This window comes from Corynebacterium sp. HMSC078H07, assembly GCF_001812805.1.
GTDB lineage: Bacteria > Actinomycetota > Actinomycetes > Mycobacteriales > Mycobacteriaceae > Corynebacterium.
Map to the genome: position 1 here is coordinate 189,379 of NZ_KV810470.1, position 13,296 is coordinate 202,674.

12 protein-coding genes are annotated in these 13,296 nt (G+C 57.9%); 11 read left to right on the plus strand and 1 reads right to left on the minus strand.

Annotation, left to right across the window (positions count from 1 at the left end; genetic code table 11):
- Positions 1 to 43: 43 nt before the first annotated feature.
- The 8 genes from mshC to HMPREF2875_RS06120 all read left to right on the plus strand — a co-directional run bounded on the left by mshC (position 44) and on the right by HMPREF2875_RS06120 (position 8,609).
- Positions 44 to 1,303, plus strand: coding sequence for a cysteine--1-D-myo-inosityl 2-amino-2-deoxy-alpha-D-glucopyranoside ligase (gene mshC, locus HMPREF2875_RS06085; protein WP_070671237.1), 1,260 nt, complete (start codon positions 44 to 46; stop codon positions 1,301 to 1,303).
- Positions 1,304 to 1,327: 24 nt separating this feature from the next.
- A complete protein-coding gene (locus HMPREF2875_RS06090) occupies positions 1,328 to 1,711 on the plus strand; it encodes a hypothetical protein (protein WP_070671239.1) in 384 nt (127 codons plus the stop codon).
- Positions 1,712 to 2,413, plus strand: coding sequence for an HAD family hydrolase (locus HMPREF2875_RS06095; RefSeq protein ID WP_256389705.1), 702 nt, complete (start codon positions 1,712 to 1,714; stop codon positions 2,411 to 2,413).
- 77 nt (positions 2,414 to 2,490) lie between these two features.
- The gene (locus HMPREF2875_RS06100; RefSeq protein ID WP_070671245.1) at positions 2,491 to 2,754 is read left to right on the plus strand and encodes a phosphoribosyl-ATP diphosphatase; all 264 of its coding nucleotides are present in this window, start codon (positions 2,491 to 2,493) and stop codon (positions 2,752 to 2,754) included.
- Between the two features lie 14 nt (positions 2,755 to 2,768).
- The gene (hisG, locus tag HMPREF2875_RS06105; RefSeq protein WP_070671247.1) at positions 2,769 to 3,614 is read left to right on the plus strand and encodes an ATP phosphoribosyltransferase; all 846 of its coding nucleotides are present in this window, start codon (positions 2,769 to 2,771) and stop codon (positions 3,612 to 3,614) included.
- Between the two features lie 91 nt (positions 3,615 to 3,705).
- The gene (aspA, locus tag HMPREF2875_RS06110) at positions 3,706 to 5,229 is read left to right on the plus strand and encodes an aspartate ammonia-lyase (RefSeq protein WP_070671249.1); all 1,524 of its coding nucleotides are present in this window, start codon (positions 3,706 to 3,708) and stop codon (positions 5,227 to 5,229) included.
- Between the two features lie 357 nt (positions 5,230 to 5,586).
- Entirely contained in the window at positions 5,587 to 6,894 is a 1,308-nt protein-coding gene (locus HMPREF2875_RS06115) for an anaerobic C4-dicarboxylate transporter (RefSeq protein ID WP_070671251.1), read from the plus strand.
- A gap of 47 nt (positions 6,895 to 6,941) precedes the next feature.
- Positions 6,942 to 8,609 (plus strand): formate--tetrahydrofolate ligase, encoded by a 1,668-nt coding sequence (locus HMPREF2875_RS06120; RefSeq protein ID WP_070671252.1) that lies wholly within the window; start codon positions 6,942 to 6,944, stop codon positions 8,607 to 8,609.
- Positions 8,610 to 8,667: 58 nt separating this feature from the next.
- Here HMPREF2875_RS06120 and HMPREF2875_RS06125 read toward each other — a convergent pair whose 3' ends face one another.
- Positions 8,668 to 9,462 (minus strand): RecB family exonuclease, encoded by a 795-nt coding sequence (locus tag HMPREF2875_RS06125; RefSeq protein ID WP_070671254.1) that lies wholly within the window; start codon positions 9,460 to 9,462, stop codon positions 8,668 to 8,670.
- Positions 9,463 to 9,551: 89 nt separating this feature from the next.
- On the opposite strand from HMPREF2875_RS06125, the gene HMPREF2875_RS06130 reads away from it, so the two are divergent.
- Genes HMPREF2875_RS06130 through arc form a run of 3 tightly spaced genes read left to right on the plus strand, consistent with a single transcriptional unit; the run spans position 9,552 to position 13,294 of the window.
- Positions 9,552 to 10,823 (plus strand): M18 family aminopeptidase, encoded by a 1,272-nt coding sequence (locus HMPREF2875_RS06130; protein ID WP_070671256.1) that lies wholly within the window; start codon positions 9,552 to 9,554, stop codon positions 10,821 to 10,823.
- 41 nt (positions 10,824 to 10,864) lie between these two features.
- Positions 10,865 to 11,701, plus strand: a complete 837-nt coding sequence (locus tag HMPREF2875_RS06135; RefSeq protein ID WP_070671258.1) for a tRNA (adenine-N1)-methyltransferase — start codon at positions 10,865 to 10,867, stop codon at positions 11,699 to 11,701.
- A 36-nt stretch (positions 11,702 to 11,737) separates the two neighbouring features.
- A complete protein-coding gene (gene arc, locus HMPREF2875_RS06140) occupies positions 11,738 to 13,294 on the plus strand; it encodes a proteasome ATPase (RefSeq protein ID WP_070671260.1) in 1,557 nt (518 codons plus the stop codon).
- Positions 13,295 to 13,296 lie beyond the last annotated feature (2 nt).

The following is a 13,296-nucleotide window of genomic DNA, read 5'->3' on the forward strand; positions in this document are numbered from 1 at the left end:
GCGGTCGTGTCATCAGAGCAGGGCGCGCGTTAGGATTGTGGACATGCATTCTTGGCCTACACCCCACGTCGATTCTGTACCTGGCACTCCCGCCCCGCTTCACCTTTATGATTCGGCCGATGAGGTTGTCTCAAAGGTAGACATCACGGGTGATACCGCCAGCATATACGTCTGTGGCATTACGCCGTACGACTCCACTCATTTGGGCCATGCGGCAACGTATCTTACCTTTGACCTTATTTATCGCCAGCTGCTGGACAACGGCTATAAGGTCAACTACGCGCAAAACATCACCGACGTCGACGACCCACTTTTTGAAAGGGCCGAGCGCGATGGCGTGGATTGGCGCGAGTTGGGTACTTCGCAGATTAATCTCTTCCGCTCCGATATGGAGCTATTGTCTGTGATCCCACCGCAGCATTTCATCGGAGCGATGGAAGCTATTGATGAGATTACGGAGATGGTGCAGAAGCTTCTCGACGTCGGCGCGGCCTACACCGTCGATGACCCAGAGTATCCCGATGTCTACGCGTCAATCCAGGCCACGGATAACTTTGGTTATGAGTCCAACTACTCGCGCGGGCAGATGGAGACATTCTTTGCCGAGCGTGGCGGTGACCCCGACCGCCCCGGCAAGCGTGACCCCCTTGATGCTCTGATTTGGCGGGCACACCGTGACGGCGAACCCGCCTGGGAGTCTCCCTTCGGTCCTGGCCGCCCGGGATGGCACATCGAGTGCTCTGCTATTGCCACCAACCGGCTTGGTTCCACCTTCACGATTCAAGGTGGTGGCTCTGATTTGAAATTCCCGCACCACGAGTTCTCCGCAGCCCACGCAGAAGCTGCACTCCAGGTTGAACGCATGGCACAGGTCTACGTCCACTCCGGCATGATTGGACTGGAGGGCACGAAGATGTCGAAGTCACTGGGAAACCTCGTCTTCGTGCACAAGCTAGTTGAAGCTGGCGTGGACCCCTCTGCGATCCGTCTCGGAGTGTATGCCGGCCACTACCGCGGAGACCGTGATTGGTCTGATGAGGTGCTTGGTGCCGCTCAAGAGCGTTTGACGCACTGGCGTGCTGCCGCAAAGAGCCCACGCTCTGTGGAGTCCGTGCAGACGGTAATCCAGGATGTGCGAGCAGCTTTGGCCGACGATCTTGACACCCCACGAGCGCTTGAAACCCTTGACGCCTGGGCAGCTGAGGCAATCAATGAAAGCGCTGATACCAGCGAAGAGAGCACTGCAGACGCTGCCTCACTCATCCGCACCGCAGTTAATTCTCTGTTGGGCGTGCGCCTCTAGAGATCTTCAGGCATTATCTAGCTCATGAGCATTCGCGCAGAATTCCAGCCCACCGTTGACGAGTTCATTTCTAACCTTCAATCCTTCGCCACCGGCGATTACCTCAAGGAGGATGAGAAGGAGTTCTGGGAGGCACCTTTCGATGCCGCAGTCCTCCCGGAACTGAAGGAGATTATCGAAGGTTTCCTCGATAATTTGGACAAGCTTCCAGATGACCCAGAAGGTCCGATTCTGAGCGCTGCAGTGAAGCCATCAGTAGAGAAGCTTGGAGCCTTCAACCGTAAGAATGCCGATGCTGTTTTGGAGCCAGAGGAGAAGGAAGAGCTGACCGAGCTTATTCACTCTGCCTCGGCTGCCACAGGCGCCGACGATGAGGCCCTCTCGCAGCTTCCGGAGCTAGACTTCTAATTGACTGTGCAGATTCGTCGACCATCCGCAATCTTCTGGGATATGGATGGCACACTTACCAATTCCGAGCCGTTGTGGGAAGAGGCCACGTTCCATCTCTCAGAGAGCTTGGGACGCCGTCTCACGCCAACTGAGCGTCTTGCCACTGTGGGCGCGACCTTTGAGGACACGCTGGATATCTGCGCCGATAAGGCTGGCGTGACTTTGCAGCCAGGCGATACGGAGCGCTATCGCACGCTCATGTTTGACTACGTTAAATCGCTGTTTGCTCAACACCTCGAGATTTTCCCTGGCGTTCCTGAGCTGCTCAGCGAACTCAAGTCACACGGCATGCCGATGATGGTGACGACCAATACGGAACGCTATGTGGCGGATTCTGCTATTGAGGCGCTGGGCCGCAGCTACTTTGTGGACACCATATGCGGTGACGAGGTACCCCATGGCAAACCTGCTCCGGATATGTATGCCGAGGCCGCACGCCGACTCGGCCTAGAACCAGGGGAGTGCCTCGTGTTTGAAGACTCTGCTGCCGGAATGCGTGCGGCTGTCGACGCCGGCTGTGTCGTCATCGCTCTTCCTGAAGGTGACCACGTTGAGGTTCCACCAGAAGCAACCGAGATTTCCCACCTGCATTCTGCGCGTCACCTTGTAGGTGCTACTGCCGACGATGTGTATTCCTGGTTCACCCGCATCCAGCGCTAACACCACATAGAGTTCGGCAGTATCAATTTCGGCCGGAGAGCAGAATTCTATGCAGCGGTGTGGAAGAATATGCGCTTGTGAAGAATTTTGAGAGCCTGTTTGAGGAATTGTCCCAGAAGATCACCGCGAGGCCTGAAGGCTCTGGCACCGTGGAGGCCTTTGACAAAGGCATTCACCATCTGGGCAAGAAGATCATCGAAGAGGCTGGTGAGGTATGGATCGCCGCGGAATACCAGTCCGATGAGGAACTCGCTGAGGAAATGTCACAGCTGCTGTATTGGCTGCAGGTCATGGCGCATAAGCGCGGCCTGAAGCTCGACGACATTTACCGCTACCTCTAGAGAAAGCCACATCCATGATAAAAATTGCTGTTCCCAACAAAGGTTCCCTGTCCGAGTCTGCTCTCGAAATCCTCAAGGAGGCAGGCTACAAAGGCCGCGGACACAATAAGTCTCTCAACGTCGTTGATGAGGAGAACGGCGTTGAATTCTTCTTCCTGCGCCCCAAGGATATCGCCATCTACGTTGCTCAAGGCGTGCTTGACCTAGGCATTACGGGCCGTGACCTTGCCCAAGACTCCCGCGCCAAGTTCAACGAGGTGCTTAACCTTGGGTTTGGGGCTTCCACGTTTCGGTATGCAGCGCCCGCTGGTGAAGAATGGACTGTGGCCAAGCTGCAGGGCAAGCGTATTGCCACCTCGTACCCCAACGTTGTCCGCGACCACTTGGCTGCCAATGGCATCTCGGCAGAGGTCATCCGCCTTGACGGAGCGGTCGAGATTTCCATCCACCTGGGCGTGGCCGATGTGATTGCCGACGTCGTCTCGACGGGAGCCACACTTCGCCAGCAGGGTCTCGCGCCTTTCGGTGACCCCATTGTGGCATCGGAAGCTGTTGTCATAAAACGCGCGGGGGAAGAACTGAACGATGAAGAAAACGTTGTGCTCGGCCGTATTCGCGGCATCCTCAACGCCCGTCACTACGTCATGCTCGATTACAATGTGGCCAAGGAGAATCTCCCGGATGTCGAAGCTGTCACGCCCGGTTTAACAGGTCCGACAATTTCCCCGTTGGCACGTGAAGGATGGGTAGCAGTCCGTGTGATGGTTCCCCGCAAGATGGCTAACCAGGTCATGGACAGCCTTGCCGAGCTCGGAGCTGAAGCAATTCTCGCGTCAGATCTCCGTATTGCCCGATTTTAGGGGCAGATTCCAAACATTTTATTCGTACTCCTGGCTACGATGAAGGGTGACCACCGTCGTTCTTCGATTTATATGCAAGGAGTCAGCCATCATGGCAAAGTCCACTAAGAAGGATGCTCAGACCGAGACCAAGGCCGCCAAGTCTGAGGTTGAGGAGAAGGCCACGAATAAGGCCCCGAAGACTACGAGCACCAAAAAGACTCGTACTGAAACCGACCTCCTCGGCTCCATGGAGGTTCCCAACAACGCGTACTACGGCGTCCATACGTTGCGCGCAATTGAGAACTTCCAGATTTCCTACGTAACCATCAACACCATTCCGGACTTTATCCGCGGCATGGTTCAGGTTAAGAAGGCCACCGCAATGGCCAACCGCCGCCTTCACGTACTGCCAAAGAAGAAGGCAGAAGCCATCATCTGGGCGTGTGACCAGATCTTGGAAGAGGGTCGCTGCATGGATCAGTTCCCGCTGGATGTCTTCCAGGGCGGCGCCGGCACCTCCCTCAACATGAACACCAATGAGGTCGTGGCTAACTTGGCACTTGAGCACCTCGGTGAGGAAAAGGGCGCCTACGACGTCATTAACCCTAATGATGACGTCAATATGTCTCAGTCCACCAACGATGCGTACCCGACTGGCTTCCGCCTAGGCCTGTACTACGCCATGGAGGACCTCATTGACCGTATCGATGCCCTGCAGGCCGCTTTCCATGCCAAGGGCAACGACTTCTACGACATCCTGAAGATGGGCCGCACCCAGCTCCAGGACGCCGTTCCGATGACTCTCGGTGACGAGTTCAAGGCCTTCGCTCACAATCTTGCGGAGGAGCAGGCCATTCTGCGCGATTCTCAGAAGCGTCTCCTCGAGATCAACCTGGGTGCAACCGCCATCGGTACCGGTGTGAATACGCCGGCTGGCTACCGCCACCAGGTCACCGCCGCCCTGTCTGAGGTCACCGGTCTGGAAATCAAGACCGCTCGCGATCTCATCGAGGCAACCTCTGACTGCGGTGCTTACGTGCTTCTGCACTCCACGATCAAGCGTGCCGCCATGAAGCTCGCCAAGATCTGTAATGACCTGCGCCTTCTGTCCTCGGGTCCGCGCGCTGGTCTGGCAGAGATCAACCTCCCACCGCGTCAGGCTGGTTCCTCCATCATGCCGGGTAAGGTCAACCCGGTTATCCCAGAGGTTGTCAACCAAGTGTGCTTCAAGATCTTCGGTAACGACCACGTCGTGACCATGGCTGCTGAAGCCGGCCAGCTCCAGCTCAACGTCATGGAGCCGGTTATCGGTGAAGCACTCTTCCAGTCCATCCGCATTATGGGCAATGCCGTAGATACCCTGCGTGAGAAGTGCGTTGAGGGTATTACCGCCAACGCTGACGTCTGCCGTGCTTACGTCGAGAACTCCATCGGTATCGTCACCTACCTGAACCCGTTCATCGGCCACCACAATGGTGACCTCATTGCCAAGGAATCCCTCGAGACCGGCAAGGGCGTCAAGGAACTGGTCCTGGAGAAGGGCCTGCTCGACGAAGAGACCCTCAACCGTGTGCTGTCTGTTGAGAACCTGATGCACCCAGAGTTCCGTGGCCAGCTTTACGTTGACGAGTAAATCACAGCGTTGACACCCCCCTGCACGTGAGGGTGTCAAGGGCTGCTACCTCCAGCGCTCGCACCGCCATAACTGGCGTGTGCGGGCGCTGATTCGTCTCTTCGATGGTTGGGCAAAGATACGCCGAGATTTTTCGGGCAACTCTTTGCGGTATGCGGAAAAGAAGAGGGGAGGAGAGAAGGGGGAACCTCCTTACGGGTGTGTAGGTGGACACAATCGGGCTTAAGTACTCATTCTTTCGCTCAAATAGGGCAGAATAAAAACAGTCAGTTGTCGTGCTTGACCCCACAGGCATCGGGTAGGGCGCGACTTACCCACCTTGTCTTGCAGTACTGCTGCGAATATTGGAGTCACACAATGGTTGTTGTGCACATTCTTATTGTCCTAGCGGCGATTTACCTGGGTGCCCGAATCGGTTCCATCGGAATCGGTATGGCCGGTGGTCTTGGCGTCTTGGTTCTCGGTCTAACCGGCGTTCCCATTACCCGCGAAGACATTCCTTTCGACGTCATCGGTATCATCATGACCGTTATCGCCGCCATCGCTGCCATGCAGCGCGCGGGCGGTATGGATTACTTGGTCTATCTCGCCGAGAAATTCCTTCGTAAGAATCCAAAGCGAATCACCTTCTATGCACCAGTAGTTACCTGGCTCATGACCGTACTTGCCGGTACTGGTCACACCGCCTTTTCTACCCTCCCGGTCATTGTCGAGGTGGCCAAGGAAGGAAAGGTTCGCCCGTCCCGTCCATTGTCCATTTCTGTTGTAGCTTCGCAGATGGCGATCTGTGCGTCGCCGATTTCTGCAGCAGTCGTCCTCTTGGCCTCGTTGCTTGAGCCAATGGGCGTGGGCTACCTCCAGATTTTGGCCGTTCTAATCCCTGCAACGTTCCTCTCGATCTTCCCGGCAGCATGGGTAGCCAACCGCGCGGGTGTTGAACTTGAGGACGATCCCGTATACCAGCAGCGTAAGGAACAGGGCCTCGTCAAGCTTTCGCAAGGAGCTTCCAACTACAGCCCAGTGCAGGGTGCGAAGTCTTCCGTCATCATCTTCCTGGTGGCCATCGTCATCGTCATGCTGTGGGCTACGCTGACCTCGTCGCAGGTGGGACTCATCGAGGAGCCAACGCTGCCGCGCAATGAGGCCATCATGACGGTGATGCTTACCGCAGCAACCCTGATTGTGATGCTGACTAAGGTTCCGGCCGGCGATGTACTCAATACCCCGGTTTTCAAGTCCGGTATGTCCGCATGTATTTGCGTGCTGGGCGTCGCCTGGCTGGGCACCTCACTGATTAACCACTATATGGAGGATATCCAGGCGCTTTCCGGAGAAGTCATCGCATCGGCACCGTGGCTGCTGGCACTCGTTCTCTTCTTCGCTGCGGCTCTCCTGTACTCGCAGGCAGCCACCACCAAGGCCCTCATGCCGGCTGCGTTGGCGCTTGGTGTTAACCCACTTACCGCTGTTGCTGCCTTCCCGGCAGTGTCCGCACTGTTCATCCTGCCGACCTACCCGACTCTGCTCGCAGCAGTGGAGATGGACGATACCGGTTCGACGCGTATTGGCAAGGCAGTCTTCAACCACCCATTCATCGTTCCGGGCGTGCTGAACATCGTTCTGTCGATTGTTCTCTGCTACGTCTTCGGCGCCGTCATTATCTAGCCGGAGCACGCTAAAAATCGGCCCCTCACCGCGCTAAACTGGTGGGCATGAGTACGCAACCTTCAGACGTTGAAATTGCCCAAGCCCACCAACTGGAACCGATTACTTCGATCGCTGCCCGCGCCGGTATTCCAGATTCAGCACTGATTCCATACGGCCACACCAAGGCCAAAGTGGATATCACCCAGATCGAGGACATGCCCACGAAAGGAAAGCTTGTTCTCGTCACTGGTGTGTCGCCAACTCCGGCCGGCGAAGGTAAATCGACGGTTCTCATTGGCCTCACTGATGCCCTTGCCTCACTAGGCAACAAGGCTATTGTCGCTCTGCGTGAGCCATCCCAGGGTCCCGTCATGGGTATCAAGGGCGGCGCTGCAGGTGGTGGATATTCACAGGTTGTGCCTATGGAGGACATCAACCTCCACTTCACCGGTGACTTTCATGCTATCGCTGCTGCCACCAACACGTTGGCAGCCATCATTGATAACCACATCCACCAAGGCAATGCGCTCAACATCGATCCGCGTCGCGTAACGTGGCAGCGCTGCGTCGACGTCAACGACCGTGCCCTGCGCAACGTCGTTACTGGTTTGGGCGGACCGGCCCACGGCGTGCCGGGGGAGACTGGCTTCACCATTACGGCAGCCTCTGAAATCATGGCAATCTTGGGTCTTGCTACGGACCTCGCTGATCTGAAGAAGCGCCTTGGTGACATCACGGTGGGCTACACCTACGACCAGAAGCCAGTGACAGCGCGCGAACTGGATGCCGAAGGTGCCTTGACTGCGCTTATGCGGGACGCACTTAACCCAAACCTGGTACAGACCTTGGCTGGGACGCCGGCCTTCGTCCACGGAGGCCCCTTCGCCAACATCGCCCACGGTTGCAATACTCTGCTCGCAACCCAGACTGCAATGCGCTTTGGTGACATCGTCCTGACTGAAGCTGGCTTTGGCGCTGACCTCGGCGGCGAGAAGTTTATGGATATCAAGGCCCGCTTTGGTGATCTTGATGTAGCCGGTGCCGTGGTTGTGGCCACTATTCGTTCGCAGAAATACAACGGTGGCCAGCCGCGCGAGGAACTCACTACAGAGAACCTTGACGCGTTGAAGAAGGGCGTGGTCAATCTCGAGCGCCACGTAGAGAATCTCCGCAGCTTCGGACTGACCCCAGTTGTTGCCCTCAACCTGTTCGGCAGCGATACCAACGCGGAGCGTGACTTCATGCGTCAGTGGGCCAAGGAATTCGGTGTCGCTCTCGAGGAGGCTGATGTCTGGGCCAAAGGTGGCGAGGGCGCAATCGACCTTGCACAGCTGTTGCTCGAGAATCTCTCTGAGGGCAGCTCGAAGCAGCTCTACGATCCTGAAGAGGGCATTGAGGCGTCTATCCAGACCATTGCCACCACGATCTACCGCGCTGAGAACGTTGAGTACTCTTCCAAGGCTCTCAAGGATCTGAAGTACATTAAGGACAACGGCTGGGAAAACTACCCAGTAGTGATTTCTAAGACCCAGTACTCCTTCTCTGACGACCCGAGCCAACTCGGTGCACCGGAGGGACATACCTTGCACGTCCGCGAGCTCCAGCCGCGCACTGGCGCCGGCTTCATCGTGGCGTTGACGGGTGATGTGATGACCATGCCGGGCTTGCCTAAGAAGCCAGCAGCGAACAACATCGATGTTGCTGCAGATGGAACGATTTCCGGCCTGTTTTAAGGCTAGGCCCGGTGCGGCTGGGTTGTGTGGACGCTAGTAGAGCGGCTATTCGACCGTTCTACTCCGGCCAGCCGGGGTACTCGGGCGGCGTTCCGCCAAAGGCCGGGCACAGGTCCTGAAATGAGCACCAGCCGCACAGCTTCGAGGTCTTGGGGCGAAAAACGCCAGCCTTGCCATCACCTTCGATTTTCGCCCAGAGCTCACCCAAGTCACGCTCGAAATATTCGAGTTCCTCGGGCCCTGGGGTAAGGAACATTGAGTCCAGCACCTTGAGATACATCAGGCGCAACTGCGCCGGAATCGTGCCCATAAGCCGCCAATACACGAGTGCATAGAAACGCATCTGGAACTGCGCATCGTGTGAATACCGGGGAAGAGGCTTTTTACCGGTCTTGTAGTCCACTACACGTACTTCTCCGGTGGGTGCTACATCAACGCGATCAATGAAGCCGCGGACGGGCACACCATTGGGCAAAACCGTATCCACGTACATCTCGCACTCGTGGGCATCGAAGCCCTGTGGGTTCTCCATCTGGAAATAACCCTTGACCAGTTCACGTGCCTCGACGAAGAAGTCTAGTTCTTCCTCGGCAGGGACGAGCTCCCTCAAATCAGGGTCGGCCTCAATCATCGTGGACCATTCCGGCTTAATCATCTTTACTGCGGCCGGGTAGTCACGTTCCGCGCGGGGGAGCTTATGCATATTTTCCAAAACAGCATGAACCAGCGTTCCCTTGACCTGCGCCCTGGTCTTGGGCTCAGGGAGTTTGTCAATAGCCCTAAAGCGATAGAGCAAAGGGCACTGGTTGTAGTCGGACGCGCGGGAAGGGGAGAGGGCTAGTCGTTTCGGCATGATGCTGCCTAGCCTAGCGCACGGCTCATGAAAACCCTGCTGCGCATACTTGAGGACGCACTGCTGCTAACCGTGGCAAGCTAGAAGGTATGACTACGACGGATACCACGAAAGACTTTCTCGACTTCATCGCTGCCAGCCCCTCCTCCTACCATGCTGCTGAAGAAGTAGCGCGCCAGCTGACGGAGGCGGGATTTCGCCGCCAGGAGGAAAACGAGGAGTGGTCAGCCGAACCCGGTGGACACGTCATGGTGCGGGGAGGCGCAGTCATGGCGTGGTATGTGCCGGAAGGAGCTAGCCCGGAGTCCGGATTCCGCATCATCGGTTCTCATACCGACTCCCCAGGCCTTGCCCTCAAGCCCACTCCGGACTTCGATTCCGCTGGGTGGCAACAGGTAGCTGTGGAAGTCTATGGCGGCGTTTTGTTGCACAGTTGGTTTGATCGCGAGCTCACCGTGGGCGGTCAAGTTTTGACTAAGGATGGTGCCCGCCACCTCGTCAACACTGGTCCACTCCTGCGCCTGCCGTCGCTGGCCATCCACCTCTACCGCAAGGATGAATTCAAGCCCGACCGTCAACGCCACATGCAGCCGGTGCTCTCCGTAGGTACGCCGGAGACCTCCGTGATGGGCGTGATCGGCAACCAGCTCGGCATTGAACCCGATGACATTGGTTCCTTCAATCTCATTACTGCGGATGCCCAGCGCGGGGAGGTCTTCGGCGCGGGGGAGAAGCTCATCGCTGCCGGGCGTATGGATAATTTGTCCTCCGTTCATGCCTCACTGCGGGCGATGGTTGGAGTGGCGTCGTCAAGCACAGCGCCTAACAACCAAGACATCCTGGTAATGGCCGCATTTGACCACGAAGAGGTCGGCTCCTCCTCCCGATATGGTGCCGGCGGCCCCATCCTGGGAGACGTGCTCACGCGGACCGCGCGTGCGCTCGGCGCGAACGAGGAACAGCGTTTCCAAATGTTCGCCCGCTCCAGCTGTGTATCAGCAGATGCAGCGCACTCGGTGCATCCGAACTATGCGGACAAGCACGATCCTACGCACCACCCGATCATCGGCCAGGGTCCAGTGACCAAGATCAACGGCAACCAACGCTATGCCTCCGATGCTGTCACGGTGAACCTCTGGGAGGACGCGTGCCGCCGCGCAGGTGTTCCGTACCAGCGCTTCGTGGGCAATAATGATGTGCCGTGTGGTTCCACGATTGGTCCTATCTCCGCCACGCGCTTGGGTATCCCCACTGTGGATGTCGGTGTGCCGATGCTGTCGATGCACTCCGCCCGCGAGCTTGTGGGCGAACGTGACCAACTATGGCTCGGGCAGGCTCTTGAGGCATACTTGGTGGGTTAACCCGGACATCCCTCCCTCACTTGTGAAAGGTCCTTAACGCTATGGCATATTCTGGCCCCTTCAGCTACGGCGACCGCGTGCAGCTCACCGATGCTAAGCGCCGTCACTACACCATCGTCCTCGAAGAGGGAGGCCAGTTCCACTCGCACAAGGGCATCATCAATCACGATGACATCGTCGGGCTCGATGAAGGATCGGTCATCGACTCCACCCTGGGCAGCTCCTTCCTGCTCTTCCGCCACCTCATGGTGGATCACGTGCTCTCCATGCCGCGCGGTGCAGCAGTGATTTACCCCAAGGACTCCGCACAGATCCTGGTCGAAGGCGATATTTTCATGGGTGCCCGCGTGCTGGAGGCCGGTGCCGGGTCCGGTGCGTTGTCCATGACGTTGCTGCGAGCCGTGGGCCCACAGGGCCACGTGTACTCCTATGAAGTCCGCGATGATCACCTCGAATACGCCGTGGACAACGTCAAGGAATACTTCGGCGAGCAGCCCGAGTGGTGGAGCCCGCGCCTGGGGGACTTGGCAGATGTGACCGTCGAGGATCTGGACGGCCCTGTGGACCGCGTCATCCTCGACATGCTCGAGCCGTGGGAGCATCTTGAAAAGGTACGTGACATCCTCATTCCGGGTGGCGTGTTCATGACCTATGTGGCCACCGTGCCACAGCTTATGAAGGTGATGGAAGGCATCCGTGAGCTTAAGTGCTTTACCGAGCCCAAGGCGTGGGAGTCACTCGTGCGCGAGTGGAAGGTGGAGGGCCTAGCTACACGCCCGGAGCACCGCATGAACGCCCACACGGCCTTCCTTATTTGGACGCGCCGGCTTGCCGACGGCGTCACGCCGCCCCGCCCACAGCGCCGCGCACGAAAGTAGGGGGTAAGGGCCTGCCCGCGCGCTAGGGTGGATCCTATGAACGATGCCACCAACGCCTCCGAGCACACCCAGTTGCGCCGGCAGATAGATCAACTCTCTGAGCGCAACACCAAGCTCGCCGCCTTGTTGAAGGATGCGCGCGTCAAGCTCCAGCAGCTTCTGGCTGAAGTTGACGCTTTGGCGGAACCTGCCTCCACGTATGGAGTCTTCCTAAGCTATTCCGGCCGGCCACACGATTCGCGCCGCGATGCCGAGGTGTATACCAATGGCCGCGTCATGCGTGTGAAGATTTCGCCCAACCTCGAGCCTGGCTCTTTAAAGGTAGGCCAGCAGGTGCGCTTGGGCGAAGGTTTCGTTGTGGTGGAAGCTTGTGCACCGGTCAACACGGGCTCGCTTGCCACGCTTCACGAGCGCCTCGGCACCGACCGTGCAGTCATCACCAACTCCGCAGGGGAGGAGCAGGTCGTTGTGCTCGCCGCGCACCTGCGGGACAATGTGCGCGCCGGCGATACCCTTCTTATCGAGCCGAAGTCCGCCGTCGCGGCCGAACGCGTGCACAAAACTGAGGTGGCGCAGCTGACCCTCGAGGAAGTTCCAGACGTCTCTTACGATGACATTGGCGGACTTGATGAACAGATTTCGCAGATTAGGGACTCTGTAGAGCTGCCTTTCCTCCACCCAGACCTCTACCGCCAATACGATCTTCAGCCGCCCAAAGGCGTGCTGCTCTATGGTCCCCCGGGATGCGGCAAGACCCTCATTGCCAAGGCTGTGGCGCATTCTCTGTCCACCTCCTTAGGCACGACTGCGCCCAGCTACTTCCTCAACGTCAAGGGCCCGGAGCTGCTCAACAAGTATGTTGGCGAAACCGAGCGCCGCATCCGACTCATCTTTGAACGCGCCCGCGAGCTGGCCTCTGAGCCTTCCGAAGACGGCAGCCTACGCCCAGTGATCATCTTCTTCGATGAGATGGAATCCATTTTCCGCACTCGCGGCTCCGGCGTGTCCTCCGATATGGAAACCACAGTGGTTCCGCAGCTGCTTACGGAGCTCGACGGCGTGGAAAAGCTCAACAATGTCATCGTCATCGGTGCGACCAACCGTGAAGAGCTCATAGATCCGGCCATCATGCGCCCAGGGCGCCTCGACATCAAGATTCGCATCAACCGTCCCACGAAAGACGGCGCGCGCGAGATCTTTGCCCGCCACTTCCCAGAGACGGTGCCACACGAGGGGGACCTCGCGGAGCTTATCGACGCCGCCGTGGACGATCTCTACGCTGACCGCCCCTTCGTTCGGCTGCTCTACGCCAATACTGAGCCGCGCGTGCTGCATTACCGCGATTTCGTCTCTGGTGCGATGATTGCCAATATCGTCTCTCGTGCGAAGAAACTCGCCCTTAAAGAAGCGCTCGACTCAGCCGATGGAACTGGTCCTGGAATTACCGCACAGCACCTCCACGAGGCCATCGCCGCGGAGCAGGCCGAATCCGAGTATGTGCCTACTTCCGCCACACCGGAAGAATGGGCCAAGATCGTCGCCGGAACCTCTGCCGGCGCACACGTCACCGGCGTCGAAGTGATGGGAGCATAACA